Annotated in this window: 14 protein-coding genes; 4 read left to right on the top strand and 10 right to left on the bottom strand. The window is 60.3% G+C overall.

The features are described 5' to 3' along the window. Nucleotides 1–70 precede the first annotated feature (70 nt). Both adk and ppc read right to left on the bottom strand, forming a co-directional pair. Nucleotides 71–718: an adenylate kinase gene (gene adk, locus C4J84_RS06150; RefSeq protein WP_124369856.1), complete on the bottom strand. Its 648-nt coding sequence runs from the start codon at nt 716–718 to the stop codon at nt 71–73. Nucleotides 719–998: 280 nt separating this feature from the next. After that, complete coding sequence (gene ppc / locus C4J84_RS06145) at nt 999–3626, bottom strand: phosphoenolpyruvate carboxylase (protein WP_124369855.1); 2628 nt, start codon at nt 3624–3626, stop codon at nt 999–1001. 163 nt (nt 3627–3789) lie between these two features. Between ppc and C4J84_RS06140 the strand changes: the two genes are divergently transcribed. From C4J84_RS06140 to C4J84_RS06130, 3 genes are all read left to right on the top strand, one after another. Beyond that, on the top strand, nt 3790–4134 hold the full coding sequence (locus C4J84_RS06140) for a pilin assembly protein (RefSeq protein ID WP_124369854.1): 345 nt from the start codon (nt 3790–3792) through the stop codon (nt 4132–4134). A 272-nt stretch (nt 4135–4406) separates the two neighbouring features. Next, on the top strand, nt 4407–4832 hold the full coding sequence (locus tag C4J84_RS06135) for a DUF4398 domain-containing protein (protein ID WP_124361579.1): 426 nt from the start codon (nt 4407–4409) through the stop codon (nt 4830–4832). A 56-nt stretch (nt 4833–4888) separates the two neighbouring features. Beyond that, nucleotides 4889–5674, top strand: a complete 786-nt coding sequence (locus C4J84_RS06130; protein WP_104501912.1) for an OmpA family protein — start codon at nt 4889–4891, stop codon at nt 5672–5674. A gap of 29 nt (nt 5675–5703) precedes the next feature. On the opposite strand, the gene C4J84_RS06125 is transcribed toward C4J84_RS06130, so the two are convergent. From C4J84_RS06125 to prfB, 8 genes are all read right to left on the bottom strand, one after another. Then, the gene (locus tag C4J84_RS06125) at nt 5704–5898 is read right to left on the bottom strand and encodes a hypothetical protein (protein WP_124369853.1); all 195 of its coding nucleotides are present in this window, start codon (nt 5896–5898) and stop codon (nt 5704–5706) included. A gap of 142 nt (nt 5899–6040) precedes the next feature. Next, nucleotides 6041–6424, bottom strand: a complete 384-nt coding sequence (locus tag C4J84_RS06120; RefSeq protein ID WP_177412740.1) for a hypothetical protein — start codon at nt 6422–6424, stop codon at nt 6041–6043. A gap of 166 nt (nt 6425–6590) precedes the next feature. After that, entirely contained in the window at nt 6591–6917 is a 327-nt protein-coding gene (locus C4J84_RS06115; RefSeq protein ID WP_124435062.1) for a hypothetical protein, read from the bottom strand. Further along, on the bottom strand, nt 6914–7819 hold the full coding sequence (locus C4J84_RS06110) for an alpha/beta hydrolase (RefSeq protein WP_124369852.1): 906 nt from the start codon (nt 7817–7819) through the stop codon (nt 6914–6916). The genes C4J84_RS06115 and C4J84_RS06110 overlap by 4 nt, the downstream gene beginning before the upstream one ends. A gap of 41 nt (nt 7820–7860) precedes the next feature. Then, complete coding sequence (locus tag C4J84_RS06105) at nt 7861–9138, bottom strand: flavohemoglobin expression-modulating QEGLA motif protein (protein ID WP_124361575.1); 1278 nt, start codon at nt 9136–9138, stop codon at nt 7861–7863. Nucleotides 9139–9173: 35 nt separating this feature from the next. Continuing rightward, entirely contained in the window at nt 9174–9890 is a 717-nt protein-coding gene (locus tag C4J84_RS06100; protein ID WP_124366085.1) for a TetR/AcrR family transcriptional regulator, read from the bottom strand. 106 nt (nt 9891–9996) lie between these two features. After that, entirely contained in the window at nt 9997–11499 is a 1503-nt protein-coding gene (gene lysS, locus C4J84_RS06095) for a lysine--tRNA ligase (protein ID WP_124369851.1), read from the bottom strand. Nucleotides 11500–11595: 96 nt separating this feature from the next. Beyond that, nucleotides 11596–12691 (bottom strand): peptide chain release factor 2 gene (gene prfB, locus C4J84_RS06090; protein ID WP_100226016.1). Its coding sequence is split into 2 segments (ribosomal slippage): nt 11596–12618 and nt 12620–12691, totalling 1095 coding nucleotides; the frame shifts between segments, so codons are not numbered across the junction. 643 nt (nt 12692–13334) lie between these two features. On the opposite strand from prfB, the gene ltrA reads away from it, so the two are divergent. Further along, nucleotides 13335–14702 (top strand): group II intron reverse transcriptase/maturase, encoded by a 1368-nt coding sequence (gene ltrA, locus C4J84_RS06080; RefSeq protein ID WP_124370008.1) that lies wholly within the window; start codon nt 13335–13337, stop codon nt 14700–14702. The last annotated feature ends 323 nt before the right edge of the window (nt 14703–15025 follow it).

Below are 15025 nucleotides of genomic sequence, written 5' to 3'. Positions count from 1 at the left end.
AAAAAAAGTGCGCCAGTATAAACAACAACGGCCCGCAAGCGGGCCGTTGTGAATGCAGCCGATCAACGCATCAGCTCAGTGCTTGCAGCACCTTGGCAGTGATCGCTTCCACGGAGCCGACGCCAGGAATATGGCTGTATTTAGGCTTGCCCTGTGCAGCGGACAGCTTCTGGTAGAAATCCACCAGCGGCTTGGTCTGGGAATGGTAGACCGACAGGCGATGACGCACGGTTTCTTCGGTGTCGTCTTTGCGCTGCACCAGGTCTTCACCGGTGACATCGTCCTTGCCGGCCACTTTCGGCGGGTTGTAGACGATGTGGTACACGCGGCCCGAACCTTCGTGAACGCGGCGACCGGCGATACGCTGGACGATTTCTTCGTCTTCAACCGCGATCTCGACCACCGCGTCCAACTCGACGCCCGCTTTCACCAGGGCTTCAGCCTGGGGAATGGTGCGCGGGAAGCCGTCGAACAGGAAACCGTTCTTGCAGTCTTCCTGGCTGATGCGTTCCTTGACCAGGTTGATGATCAGGTCATCCGAGACCAGGCCGCCGCTGTCCATCACGCTCTTGGCGATCAGGCCCAGCTCGGTGCCGGCCTTGACGGCCGCGCGCAGCATGTCGCCGGTGGAGATTTGTGGAATGCCGAATTTTTCAGTGATGAACTTTGCCTGAGTACCTTTACCGGCCCCGGGAGCTCCCAGCAGAATGACGCGCATCGATGTGCTCCTCAATTTTTTATAGAGATGACGCTCGGATTCGCCGCGTGGGGCCAATCTCGTAAAAATGTGGTTCCAGGCCGATCAAACGGCCAAAGGCTGATCAAGATACACAGCAGGCCCTTACCACACAAGCCGCCAAAAGTAGCAGAAACCCGCGCCAGGCATGCGTCAGCCAAAGGGTTTGCCTGGGCGCAACCTACCCCCTCAAACAACGACCGCCCGTTTCAGGGCGGTCGTCGCGGTTGATTCGCAAGCTATTGAGAACAGGCGAAAAACCTCAACCGGTGTTGCGCAAACCGGCGGCAATACCGGCGACGGACACCAGCAGCGCCTGTTCCAGAGGGCTGTCCTGCGCCGCTTCGCGTTGGCGCGAGCGAGCAAGCAATTCGGCCTGCAGCAGGTGCAAGGGGTCGAGGTAGGTGTTGCGCAGGCGGATGAACTCCAGGGTGTCCGGACTGTGGGCCAACAGCTGCGACTGGCCAGTCAGGCCAAGTACCACGTCACACGCCTGCGACAATAGGTCGCGTAAGTGCGCACCCAATGGCAGCAAGTCGGGCTGCACCAGGCGCTCATCATAGAGGCGGGCGATATCGGCGTCGGCCTTGGCCAGCACCATTTCCAGCATATCAATGCGCGTGCGGAAGAACGGCCACTGCTCGCGCATCTGCCCCAGCAATTCACCCTCGCCGCGCTCCAGGGCTTTGCTCAATGCCGCTTCCCAGCCGAGCCAGGCGGGCAGCATCAGGCGGGTCTGGGTCCAGCCGAAGATCCAGGGAATCGCGCGCAGGCTTTCAATACCGCCGGCGCGCCGCTTCGCGGGTCGACTGCCAAGCGGCAAACGCCCGAGCTCCTGCTCCGGCGTGGACTGGCGGAAATACTCGACGAATTGCGGATTTTCCCGCACCACCGCGCGGTAGGCGCTGACGCCGTCGGCCGCCAATTCGTCCATCAGATGACGCCAGGCCGGCTCCGGTGGCGGCGGTGGCAACAGCGTGGCTTCGAGTACCGCCGCCAGGTAGAGGTTGAGGTTCTGTTCGGCGATATCCGGCAGGCCAAACTTGAAGCGGATCATCTCGCCCTGTTCGGTGGTGCGGAACCGCCCCGCCACCGAGCCCGGCGGCTGCGACAGGATCGCCGCATGCGCCGGGCCACCGCCACGGCCGACGGTGCCCCCACGACCGTGGAACAACAGCAATTCCACTTGTTGCTCACGGCAGATATCCACCAGCCGTTCCTGTGCCCGGTACTGCGCCCAGGCGGCGGCGGTAGTGCCTGCGTCCTTGGCCGAGTCCGAATAGCCGATCATCACTTCCTGCGGGCCATGCAACCGCGCGCGATAGCCCGGCAGTTGCAACAGTCGCTCCATCACCGGCCCGGCGTTATCCAGGTCGGCCAGGGTCTCGAACAGCGGCACGACGCGCATTGGCCGCTGTACGCCCGACTCTTTGAGCAGCAACTGCACCGCCAGCACGTCCGATGCGGCGCCGGCCATGGAAATCACATAGGAGCCCAACGATGCGGCCGGTGCAGCGGCGATTTCGCGGCAGGTGTTCAACACCTCAGCGGTGTCCGCCGACGGGTTGAAATAACCCGGCAGCAGCGGTCGACGATTGGTCAGTTCTTTGCTCAGGAAGTTGATGCGCGTGTCTTCGTCCCAGTCTTCATACCGACCCAGGCCAAGGTAATCGGTGATTTCGGTCATGGCCGACGAGTGACGCGTGGAATCCTGGCGCACATCCAGGCGGACCAGGAACAGGCCGAACGTGACGGCGCGGCGCAGGCAGTCGAGCAACGGACCATCGGCAATCACGCCCATGCCGCACTCATGCAGCGACTGATAGCACAGCTCCAAGGGGCCGAGCAGGTCGCGATTGTCCTGCAACACCTGCGCCGGTGCCGGTGCAGGGCCACTCAACGCGGCATGGGCCCATTGGCGCGTGGCGCGCAGGCGTTCGCGCAGTTGCTTGAGCAAGGCGCGGTAAGGCTCGACGCTGTCCCCCACCTGAGCCTGCAATGCCGGGCTGGCCTGCTGCATGGACAGCTCGGAGGCGAGCTGATCGATATCGCGCAGATACAAATCCGCCGCCATCCAGCGCGCCAGCAGCAGCACTTCGCGGGTGACCGGCGCCGTGACATTCGGGTTGCCGTCCCGATCGCCGCCCATCCACGAGGCAAATCGAATCGGCGCGGCCGTCAGCGGCAGACGCAAACCGGTGGCGGCGTGCAAGGCCTGGTCGGCCTTGCGCAAATAATTGGGAATCGCCTGCCACAACGAATGCTCGATGACCGCAAAGCCCCATTTGGCTTCATCCACCGGCGTGGGCCGGACGCGGCGGATTTCTTCGGTGTGCCACGCCTCGGCGATCAGGCGTTGCAAGCGTTCACGGATCTGCTCGCGTTCGGCGCTGGTGAGGTCACGGTGGTCCTGCAGCGCCAGTTGCGCGGCAATCGCGTCATATTTCTGGATCAGCGTGCGGCGCGCGACTTCGGTGGGGTGGGCGGTGAGGACCAACTCGATCTCCAGCCGCGCCAATTGGCGGGCCAGGGATTCGTCACTGTGGCCTTCGCGTTGCAGACGGGCCAGCAACTCCGGCAGCACACGGGACTCGAAGGGCGCCGGCTGCGATTCATCGCGCCGATGAATCAACTGGTACTGCTCGGCAATGTTGGCCAGGTTGAGGAACTGGTTGAAGGCCCGCGCTACAGGCAGCAGTTCATCTTCCTGCAGCTGATTCAGGCTCGCGCTGAGCTCAGCGCCCGCGCCGCGCCGGTCAGCCTTGGCGCCTTTACGGATCTGCTCGATCTTGTCGAGAAAAGCATCGCCGTATTGCTCTCGAATGGTGTTGCCCAACAGTTCACCCAGCAGGTGAACATCCTCACGCAAGCGTGCATCGATATCACTCATCAGCCAATCTCCAGCCAGAAATCCGGGACGCGCAGGTGTTCCAGAGTGCCGTCGGCGGCGCTTTCTGACAAGACACTTTAAACCTTGCGGCTTGCAGCTAGTCTCAAGGTTAAGGCGCCGGGTTATCCACACCGGTGGCTGGTCACTCATTATTGAGGTTGCCATGAAAATTCAAGACCTGCCCCAGCATTGGGAAGAAACCGCCAAGGGTCGACTGACCCAAACCCAATACGCGATTCATCTGGACGTAGAAGCCGCCGCGCGGCTGGCCGCCCTTGCCGAAATGTACCCCAAGCGCCACACCGAAGAACTGCTTGGCGAATTGATCGGCGCCGCCCTCGAAGAGCTGGAAGCCAGCTTTCCCTACGTCAAGGGCCAGCAGGTGATTGCCACCGATGAGGAAGGCGATCCGCTGTATGAAGACGTCGGGCCCACACCGCGCTTTCTGACGTTGTCGCGCCGCTATCTGCATGATTTATCTGCGAGTGCTGACGAACCGCAGCACTGATCTCCCCTTATTCAAACCGATTCAACCCCTGTATTCCGGGCCTTTCAGCGGCCCGGGGTACCACTGCGCGGGGTGAAAGTTCCAATTTTCTGATGCTGACCATTCAGTCAGATATTTTTTTAGGCAAATCGCCATCTCCGCTGAACTTTTGAAAAAAGCATCCGGTCACAGCCAGTAAGCCATCACTTGGAACGCTCGTTTGAACTGGCGTCATGTGCTTAACCGCCGGGCCCGCAAACGAACGCCAAGATGGATTTTTCAGGAGTTATCCAATGGAGTTGAAGACGATGAAGACCAGCACTGCCAAATCCTCGTTTAACCACCTGCGCGGGCTCAAATTGGCCGCGCTGGCAATCGGCACCAGCTTCGTTCTGGCTGGCTGTGCCGGTAACCCGCCGACCGAGCAATACGCAGTGACCCAATCTGCGGTCAACAGCGCGGTCAGCGCCGGCGGTACCGAGTTTGCAGCCGTGGAAATGAAGTCGGCCCAGGACAAGCTCAAAGAAGCCGAAATCGCCATGCACGACAAGAACTACGACAAAGCGCGTCAGTTGGCTGAACAAGCCGAGTGGGACGCTCGTGTCGCTGAGCGTAAAGCCCAGGCTGCCAAGGCTGAGCAAGCGGTGAAGGATTCCCAGAAAGCAGTTGACGAGTTGCGTAAGGAAGGCATGCGCCCGGCTGCTATCCAGCAGAAGTAAGCCGCTGCCCCTTGACTGCATCGCACCTGATATCGAATTAAAAGGACGACACGACTATGCGTAAACAATTGATGATCCCTGCCCTGTTGGCGATGAGCGTTGCCTTGGCAGCCTGCTCCACCCCGCCGAACGCAAATCTGGAAAACGCACGGACCAATTTCACGGCCCTGCAAACCAATCCACAGGCTACCAAGCTCGCGGCGCTGGAAACCAAAGACGCCAGCGAGTGGCTGGACAAGGCAGACAAGGCCTACCGCGACAAGGAAGACGAGAAGAAAGTCGACCAGTTGGCTTACCTGACCAACCAGCGTGTAGAAGTGGCCAAAGACACCATTTCTCTGCGTGAGTCCGAAGCCAAGCTGAAAAACGCTGGCGACGAACGTGCCCGCGCCCTGCTGGACGCCCGTGACGCGCAGATCAAGCAACTGCAAGACAGCTTGAACGCCAAGCAAACCGATCGCGGCACCCTGGTGACCTTTGGTGACGTACTGTTCGCCACCAACAAATCCGACCTGAAGTCCAGCGGCCTGGTGAATATCACCAAGCTGGCTCAGTTTCTGCGCGACAACCCGGACCGTAAAGTGATCGTCGAAGGCTACACCGACAGCACCGGTTCCGACTCGTACAACCAGAGCCTGTCCGAGCGCCGCGCGGCTTCCGTGCAACGTGCACTGGCACAGCAAGGCGTGGATATCTCGCGCATCGTGACCCAGGGCTACGGCAAGGAATACCCGGTTGCCGACAACGGCAGCGTATCGGGCCGTGCAATGAACCGCCGCGTTGAAGTGACCATCTCCAACGACAACCAACCGGTCAAGCCACGTTCTTCCGTCGCTAACTGATGGATTGAAGCGGCATAAAAAAACCCACCTCATGGTGGGTTTTTTTTGGGCTCGTCGAACTGGACGGTTCGACCGGTATCGTCAGCCGGCATTTGAATCTGCGCACCCGGCGGCTTATCCATCTGGCCATCGCGCTTGTACCGGCGAGCGGCTTCCTCTTCGAGCGCCAGGTGCTGTCTTGCCATGATCAGCATATTTTCCAGTACTGGAATCTTGAATTCCATCCTCGCCTCAAACCGTGTGAGTGACAACGCCTTGTGTGGTATCTGACGAAATAAGGTTCCAGGCATTCCTGCCGAGAGCGGCGACTGGACATCTGGATCATAAAAAACCGCCCCTATGGGCGGTTTTTCTCAGAGGCTTTGATCAGCCGCCGATCTGGCCTGAACCTTGATAGTCCGGCTGCTGGATCTGGCCCTGGCCCGCGCCCTGCCCGCCGCTCTGGCCATCTTCCGCGCCTTGACCACCCTGGGCATCTTGAGCGCCCTGCGCGCCACCTGCCTTCTGTGCGAGCAGCTTCTTCAGCAGCTCCTCCAATGCCTTGAGGGGGTCTTCACCACCGGCACCGCTATTTCCCTGGTTGCCTTGAGCACCTTTAGTTTTAAGTTCCTGAATTTGATTTTGTACATCCTTAATCTGCCGGTCGAGGCCTTGGGAGCTTCCCTGGCCATTGCCTGCACCGCCCACACCACCTGTGCCGCCCATGCCGCCCATGTTTGCGCCGCCCGAGATACCGTTGATTCCTGTCATAAATGCTAACCCCAACCTGTGAATTAATGGACCGATCAGCCTTGCCAATCAGTGCATAATCAGTGGTGGGTGGGCCAGGATGGTTCCGCCCGGCTCAGGGGCTGACACGCGTGAAATCAATAATCTGTAAAGACGAGGGTGGTTTCCCACGGTAGGGAGGCATATTTCACTGCTGCAACTGCGGAGTTTCCTGCCCAATGCACCGCACTGCCTGTTTCTTGTTATTCACCAGCACGCCACTCAGGCCTTTCTGGTCGGTGTCGAACATCACCAATACGCCATCAATGCACTGTGCCACTTGAGCGGCAGGGGTCAACGAGATTTTGTAGTCCTCACCCGGCACGGTCTTGAGCATCGTGAAATCGCTGAGCAACAGCGCATCCTCCGGCTTGGCGAAGTGCAGGTAGCCGTAGTACCACAGGCAACCGACAGTACCGATGATGGTGCCGATGCCAGTGAGAATCAGCGGGATCATGTTGCGCTCTTCACTCATTGCGGGCTCTCTGATGGGTCAGCTTCAGGTAGGGGATAATTCGGGATTTCGCCGAGACGCCGCAGGCCGTTGAAGTGCAGCGGGTCATCCAGGTAACGCAGCATCACGGTTTGCCAGGTCTTGTCGGCAAATGTCTGCACATGCCCACCTCGCGTCAGTTGCAACACCCTGGGCGCCGGTGCCGCCTGGTACAGGCGGATACCGTTGGCCAAGGGCACGATCGGATCATCCAGGCTGTGAAACAGCAGCTTGGGCACGCCAGTCAGTCGGGGCATGGCGTTGATCGCGCTGTCGGCGTCGGGCACCAGCCAGGACAGAGGGACCTGCAACGGCCATGTTAACCAGGACGTGCTCAGGGCAAATTGTCCCACGTCACGATAACTGGCGGGCACGCCATCCAATACCAGGGCCTTGAGCCGGGACTGGCGCTCGGGGTGGGCCGCCAGATAATGCACGGCTAACGCACCGCCCAGGCTCTGGCCAAGGACGATCAGCGGCTGGCCGCGGACTTCGGGCGCCTGATCGAGCCAACTGAACGCGGCGTCCACATCCTGATAAATCGCCGGCAATGACGGCTTGCCTTCGGAGAGCCCATAGCCGCGATAGTCGAGCAACAGCACTTGGTAGCCCTGCTCCGGCAACCACCAACTCCCGCCCAGATGCCAGGCCAGATTGCCGCCATTGCCGTGCAGGTGCAGCACCGTGCCTCTGAGTGGCACGCCGGGCTTGGCGGGTAGCCACCAGGCGTGCAGCTTTACGCCGTCGGCGGTGGTGAGGGTGACGTCGCGGTACGCAAGGTGGGCTTTTTGCGGCGTGAACGGCAGGCCGGGCTCCGGGTAGAACAGCAGGGAGCTGCAGCCGTTCAATGTGAGTAGCAGGCAAAGAATGCCGAGGATTCTCATCCGTTGAAGCCTCGTGGGTGAGTTGAAAATAGCCAGCATCCTTACAGGATATTGGAGTAGTCCGCCTCGATGCGGTCCAGGCTCAAATGGTTGAGGAAGTTGGAGAAGCACATCCACGCAGCCAGTGCGTTCATGTCGCGGAACTGTTCGGGCAGGTATTTGGGCGGCACCACCAGGCCTTCATCGACCAGTTGGCGCAAGGTGCGCATATCTTCAAGCGTGGTCTTGCCGCAGAACAACAACGGCACTTGCTCCAACTTGCCCTTGCGCACGGCCAACTGGATGTAGTTGTAGACCATGATAAAGCCCTTGAGGTAGGACAGATCCTTGGTAAACGGCAAGCCAGTGGGCACCGAGCCACGGAACACGCGACTGGCGTTGCCGTAGCTTTCAGCCATTTCAAAGCCTTGCTCGCGGAAGAATTCGAACACCTGCAGGAAGTCGGCGCCCTCCTCCACCATATGAATGGCGCGGGTGCGGTTGGTCAGTTTGCGCAGCCGGCTGGGGTAGGAGGCGAACGTGATGATCTCCATCAGGATCGCCAGGCCTTCCTGGGTCACGGTGGATGAGGGTGGGCCCTTGGACAGGAACGTGCAGATCGGCTGGTTCTGGCCATTGAGAGTGGTGCCCACATGCACCAGGCCTTCGTGCACTTCCAGGGCGCGCACGTCACGGTCGTTGAACATCGCGTCGGCGCGGATCTTGATGTAGTCGGCGCCCGCCGCCGCGTCGGCGACGATGCCATCGGATTCGAACACGCGGATGGTTTCTTCGGCCTCGCCGAACACTTTGTTCAAGCGCGTTTGCAGCAAGGCGACGGCGTCCTTGGCGGTCAAGGTCTTGGCTTCGTCCTTGAGGTCGCCACGGCCGTCGATATTGTTCAGGTAGTCCGAGAGCATCAGGCCCAGGTCGGCCAGGGTCGGGTCACCGGCGTGGAAGGCGTCGGACGCGGCGCCGTAGAGTTCCTGGGAAATCAGGCCGAAATCCTCGGTGCCACGGGCTTCGAGCATACGCACGACCATGCGGTACTCCCGGCACATACGGCGCATGATCTGCCCTACCGGGCTGAACTGGCCGAGGCGGCGGGTGATGTCGCGCTCGATGTTCTGGAATTCCAGCTTGACCGCACTGGAGTCGAACGACAACGGGCGGTTCAGGTAGTAATCGCGATCCACGGCGGGCATGGCCTTGCCCTTGGCCTTGAGAAAGCCCTGGCGAATATTCTCGTCCCACTTCACGGCGTCGAGGACGCGGATCGGCGTTTGCGCCAGCACAATGCGATCGGACAAGGTGCGTATCGTCTGCTGGTAATCGTCCACCCGGTGCTTCCTCTTTAAACGTGGCCTTGCTGGTATCAGACCGAAGCCAATACCAGGTGCATGTAACGCTTGAGTATCTCCAGCATCTCGTCACCGGTCAGAGGCTCTGCGCCGCCCAACAGGCCCTGATATTCCATCCGACTGATAATCGCCGTCAACACCTTGGCATCCTGTTGCGGCTCGCGCGAGCCCAATACCTGGAAAAACTGCCCGGTGCCCTGCAACAGGATCTGCTGGTGGGAGCGTACCAGTTCGGCCAGGCGCGGATTCAACAAGGCTTCCTGGCGGAAGGCCTGTTCGGCCATCAGGTATTCACGGCGGTTGGCCAGTTGGCGCTGCACGTAGTCGGCGGTCAGCCGCGCAATGTCATCGGCCAGCTGCGAACGCGACGCCGGGCTGCCATCGCCATAGGCGACCATCTCGCGCAGCAGGCCTTCGTTGCGTACCCACAGTTTGCCCATGAAGGCAGCGCTGCGCTCGACGTATTGGGCAAAGGTGTCGGTGAGCAGGTCATCGATGTCTTTGAAATAGTAGGTGGTCGCCGACAACGGTACGCCGGCCTCCGCCGCCACCGCCCGGTGGCGCACGGCACGGACCCCCTCGCGGACCACGATGCGCATGGCCGCATCGAGAATGTCTTGCCGGCGTTGTTCACTGCCCCGGCGGCTGGCCTTGCGGCCTTGGTACTGGACGCTTTCAGCCACGGCAGCGGCAATGCCGGCGGCGCCTTCTTGAGCCATTACGCGGTTCACCACACACATCCTTGAATAGAACAAAACCTGGCGCTGTTTGCTTGACGCGAGTACACGCCACATAAAAAAGCCGCCTTATAAAAGGCGGCTTCGGATTTCGCTACGGTTACGCTTGTGGCCGCATGTGCGGGAACAAGATCACATCGCGGATCGACGGCGAGTTGGTCAACAGCATCACCAGGCGGTCGATGCCGATACCTTCACCGGCGGTTGGCGGCATGCCGTATTCCAGCGCACGTACGAAGTCGGCATCGTAGTGCATGGCTTCGTCGTCGCCGGCGTCCTTGTCGGCCACCTGGGCCATGAAGCGCTCGGCCTGATCTTCCGCGTCGTTCAGCTCGGAATAGGCGTTGGCGATTTCGCGGCCACCGATGAACAGCTCGAAACGGTCGGTGACGTTCGGGTTGTCATCGTTGCGACGGGCCAGCGGCGACACTTCGAACGGGTACTGGGTAATGAAGTGCGGCTGTTCCAGCTTGTGCTCCACCAGCTCCTCGAAAATCATCACCTGCAGTTTGCCCAGGCCTTCGAAGCCCAGCACCTTGGCGCCGGCTTTCTTGGCGATGGCACGGGCCTTGTCGATGTCGTTCAGATCATCGGCGGTCAGCTCAGGGTTGTACTTGAGGATCGAGTCGAACACCGACAGGCGCACGAACGGCTCGCCGAAGTGGAAGACCTTGTCGCCGTACGGCACGTCGGTAGTCCCGAGAACAAGCTGCGCCAGCTCACGGAACAGTTCTTCGGTGAGGTCCATGTTGTCTTCGTAGTCGGCGTAGGCCTGGTAGAACTCCAACATGGTGAATTCAGGGTTGTGTCGGGTCGAGACGCCTTCGTTACGGAAGTTGCGGTTGATCTCGAACACCTTCTCGAAGCCGCCAACCACCAGGCGCTTGAGGTACAGCTCCGGCGCGATACGCAGGAACATTGGCAGGTCCAGCGCATTGTGGTGGGTTTCGAACGGCTTGGCTGCGGCACCACCGGGGATGGTCTGCAGCATCGGCGTTTCCACTTCGAGGAAGTCACGCTGCATCAGGAAGCTGCGGATGTGGGCGATGACTTGCGAACGCACGCGGAAGGTCTGGCGCACGTCTTCGTTGACGATCAGGTCAACGTAGCGCTGGCGGTAGCGCTGCTCGGTGTCGGTCAGGCCGTGGTGCTTGTCCGGCAGCGGGCGCAGCGACTTGGTCAGCAGGCGTACGCTGGTCATTTCGACATACAGGTCGCCCTTGCCGGAACGGGCCAGGGTGCCTTCGGCGGCGATGATGTCGCCCATGTCCCAGGTTTTCACCGAGGCCAGGGTTTCTTCGGAAAGGGTCTTGCGGTTGACGTAGACCTGGATACGCCCGGTCATGTCCTGGATCACCATGAACGAGCCACGGTTGAGCATGATGCGACCCGCCACCTTGACCGGGATCGCCGCTTCTGCCAGCTCTTCCTTGGTCTTGTCCGCGTACTGCTTCTGCAAGGCATCGCAGTAGTTTTCGCGGCGGAAGTCGTTGGGGAAGGCGTTACCCTTGGCGCGCTCGGCAGCAAGCTTTTCCTTGCGCAGGGCGATCAGGGAGTTTTCTTCCTGTTGCAGGGCTTGCGGGTCGAGTTGTTGGTCGCTCATGTCTTTTGAAATTCCATCACAGATACGTTTTCCCCAGCCTTCGGCTGGGGATCGCGAGGCAAGGACTAGGCGTCCCCCCCGCTCCTACAGGGTTCTTTAGAGGCCCGATTTCAGGCTGGCTTCCAGGTATTCGTCGATATCGCCGTCGAGCACCTTGTCGCAGTCGCTGCGTTCGATGTTAGTGCGCAAATCCTTGATCCGCGACGCATCGAGCACATAGGAGCGGATCTGGTGACCCCAGCCGATGTCCGACTTGGTGTCTTCCAGTGCTTGAGAAGCGGCGTTGCGCTTCTGCATTTCCTGCTCGTACAACTTGGCCCGCAACATTTTCATGGCGGTGTCCTTGTTCGCGTGCTGGGAACGCTCGTTCTGGCAACTGACCACGGTGTTGGTCGGTACGTGGGTGATACGGACGGCCGAGTCGGTGGTGTTTACGTGCTGGCCACCGGCACCGGAGGAGCGGTAGGTGTCGATACGCAGGTCGGCCGGGTTGATCTCGATTTCCACCTTGTCATCGATCTCTGGCGAGACGAAAACAGCGGAGAACGAGGTATGGCGACGGTTACCGGAGTCGAACGGGCTCTTGCGCACCAGGCGGTGTACGCCGATCTCGGTACGCAGCCAGCCAAAGGCGTATTCACCCTTGATGTGCACGGTGGCGCCCTTGATGCCCGCTACTTCACCGGCGGACAGTTCCATGATGGTCGCGTCGAAACCGCGTTTGTCGGCCCAGCGCAGGTACATGCGCAGCAGGATGTTGGCCCAGTCCTGAGCCTCGGTGCCGCCGGAACCGGCCTGGATGTCCAGGTAGGCGTTGTTCGGGTCCATTTCGTGGCTGAACATGCGGCGAAATTCAAGCTTGGCGAGGTTTTCCTCGAGACGGGCCAGCTCGGCGACGACATCGCCCACTGCGCCTTCGTCATCTTCTTCGACGGCCATGTCCAGCAGGTCGCGGCAGTCGGCCAGGCCGGTGTTCAGCTCGTCGAGCGTGTCGACGATCTGCGCCAGCGCAGCGCGCTCGCGGCCCAGTTCCTGGGCATATTCAGGTTTGTTCCAGACACTCGGATCTTCAAGCTCGCGATTGACTTCGGTCAGACGCTCATGCTTTTGATCGTAGTCAAAGATACCCCCGAATAGTTTCGGAGCGCTCGGACAGGTCCTTGATGGTGTTCAGGATCGGGTTGATTTCCATGGCGGGCAGCACTCGTTGGCGAACTTTTGAAAGCCGGCGAGTATAACGGCAAACGCCTGGAAACGGCAGCCCGCCTAGCCGAAAAGGCGCGGATTTGTACACAATCCCAAGGCCAATGAAGATCTAAATGTGGGAGGGGCGGTGCGACGATTCGACTTGCCCCCGATGGCGGCCTGGCAGCAGACCATTATGTTGGATCAGAGCGAGTACATATCCGTTGCTGCGGTAACGGCGGCTTAGGGTTCCGCCCTTACGGCGGGTCACTTGTGCGCCCGGCATGGGCGCCATCTTGGAGGTGAAAGTCCTCTCGTAAGCTGGCCACAGCGAACGAAGCGAAGCGCAACTGCAGAAGGGTGACCGACTGTGGGGAGGAAGCGTGGAGCATAAACCTCGAGCCGAGGTACACGAATCGCATCTGAGGCGGATTCGGTCAGGGCGAGCAGCCAAGTGCCTGCGAAGCTCTTGTGGCCTAAAGGCCGGATACGTAAATGCGGCGGTTGTGAGGTGAAGGATGGCGTTCTTACCCGGGGAGATCTCGCCTCATGCCTGAAAGGGCGACGGTGTGAGCCGGAGCGAGAAGTCAGCAGAGGTCGTAGTAGCTGCTTGGCAGTGAAGGACCAAACGAGAAGAAAAGCGGTTTGACATGACGATACAGCAGGCCATGCAACAGATGCCCGGGCAACCGGGGCGGGAAGCGACGGCGAAGGGTGAATCTCCAAGCTGCGCGTCCAGCGTTGAAGCTGGCTGTCCGCGACATGATCCAAACCCCACAGGAGAGGGGCTGCTACAAGCAGCCCTTAGCAAAGAAAACTTACTGCTTGCCCTCAAACGGGTGCGTTCTAACAAAGGTGTTGCGGGTGTGGACGGTCTGACGATCGACGAAACCGTGCAACACCTGAAAACGGCATGGCCGGGAATACGCAGCCAGTTACTGGCAGGTGAATACCGGCCTGCTCCCGTGCGCAGGGTCCTGATCCCGAAACCGGATGGTGGCGAGCGCAAGCTTGGCATCCCGACGGTCACGGACAGACTCATTCAGCAGGCACTATTGCAGGTTCTCCAGCCGTTGCTGGATCCTGGTTTCAGTGAACACAGCTACGGCTTTCGTCCGGGGCGCAGCGCTCACCAGGCCGTTCTGGCGGCGCAGCAATATATCCATTCGGGGCGTCAGGTTGTGGTGGATGTCGATATCGAGCAGTTTTTCGATTGCGTCAACCATGACCTGCTGATCGCCCGACTGAGCAGGAGGGTGACTGATCGGGGCGTACTGTGCCTGATCCGGGCCTACCTGAACTGCGGGACGTTGATCGGAAAAGACGTAGTGATCAACAGGCAGGGGACGCCGCAAGGCGGCCCGCTTTCACCGCTGTTGGCGAATGTGGTGCTGGATGAAGTGGACAAGGAACTGGAACGAAGAGGTCATTGCTTCGTCAGGTATGCGGACGATGCCAATGTTTATGTACGCAGCCCCAAAGCCGGCCTGCGGGTGATGGCAGTGCTCCAACGCCTCTACGGTCGCCTTGGGTTGCGCATGAACGAAGGCAAGAGCGCAGTTGCCAGTGTGTTCGGTCGAAAATTCCTTGGGTACGGCTTCTGGCTGACACCCGACGGAAAGATCAGGCGCTGGGCAACAAACAAGGCACTCCAGGCTTTCAAACAACGCATCCGGGAATTGACTTCGCGTAACGGCGGTCGAAGCCTGGAGCAGGTCATTGGAAGATTGAGGCCGTACCTACTGGGCTGGAAGGCGTATTTCTGCCTGTCGCAAACCATAGCGATGTGGAAACGGCTGGATGGATGGATACGTCGAAGACTCAGGGCAATCCAGCTCAAGCAGTGGAAGACCGGCAGGACGACCTATCGTGAGCTGTGCAGGATGGGGGCGACCCCGGATCTAGCTGCGCAAATAGCGGTGGATAGCCACAGGATCTGGCACAACAGCGCCGGGCTGATTCATAGCGTTCTGACGGTCGCGTGGTTTGATCGGCTGGGGCTTCCCCGCCTCAGTTAACCTGAACTTCTCGAACCGCCCGGTGCGGACCCGCATGCCGGGTGGTGTGGCAGGGGAGCGGCCAGATGGCCGCCCCCTATGCCGATTTGGAAAAGAGCCCCAAAAGTAACCAAAAGGGCTCTTGCCCCACCACTCGGCACCTCGCCTAGGCTCGGTGTGCCCGTAATCCGACATTGATTTGGAGGGCCGCCGCCACGCGCCATCATGGCGCGGGGCGGCTAAACCGGCATCCCTGCCGGTTTACCCTCCAAATCAATGCCGAATTCCGGCCAGCGTGGTTTAACGGGGCGCTTAAGATCAAGATCAAGAGCGGCTCGCTTCGC

This window comes from Pseudomonas sp. R11-23-07 (assembly GCF_003852295.1).
In the GTDB taxonomy this organism is placed as follows: Bacteria; Pseudomonadota; Gammaproteobacteria; order Pseudomonadales; family Pseudomonadaceae; genus Aquipseudomonas.
The sequence above is the reverse complement of the archived record's forward strand: the minus strand, read 5'-3'. Positions and strand labels throughout refer to the sequence as shown.

Bases quoted from the DNA above. Each gene is read 5' to 3' on its own strand.
- C4J84_RS06135 (WP_124361579.1), top strand. From the start codon at position 4,407: ATGGAGTTGAAGACGATGAAGACCAGCACTGCCAAATCCTCGTTTAAC.
- C4J84_RS06120 (WP_177412740.1), bottom strand. From the start codon at position 6,424: ATGACAGGAATCAACGGTATCTCGGGCGGCGCAAACATGGGCGGCATG.
- C4J84_RS06110 (WP_124369852.1), bottom strand. From the start codon at position 7,819: ATGAGAATCCTCGGCATTCTTTGCCTGCTACTCACATTGAACGGCTGC.
- C4J84_RS06130 (WP_104501912.1), top strand. From the start codon at position 4,889: ATGCGTAAACAATTGATGATCCCTGCCCTGTTGGCGATGAGCGTTGCC.
- adk (WP_124369856.1), bottom strand. From the start codon at position 718: ATGCGCGTCATTCTGCTGGGAGCTCCCGGGGCCGGTAAAGGTACTCAG.
- C4J84_RS06140 (WP_124369854.1), top strand. From the start codon at position 3,790: ATGAAAATTCAAGACCTGCCCCAGCATTGGGAAGAAACCGCCAAGGGT.
- C4J84_RS06115 (WP_124435062.1), bottom strand. From the start codon at position 6,917: ATGAGTGAAGAGCGCAACATGATCCCGCTGATTCTCACTGGCATCGGC.
- ppc (WP_124369855.1), bottom strand. From the start codon at position 3,626: ATGAGTGATATCGATGCACGCTTGCGTGAGGATGTTCACCTGCTGGGT.
- lysS (WP_124369851.1), bottom strand. From the start codon at position 11,499: ATGAGCGACCAACAACTCGACCCGCAAGCCCTGCAACAGGAAGAAAAC.
- C4J84_RS06125 (WP_124369853.1), bottom strand. From the start codon at position 5,898: ATGGAATTCAAGATTCCAGTACTGGAAAATATGCTGATCATGGCAAGA.
- ltrA (WP_124370008.1), top strand. From the start codon at position 13,335: ATGACGATACAGCAGGCCATGCAACAGATGCCCGGGCAACCGGGGCGG.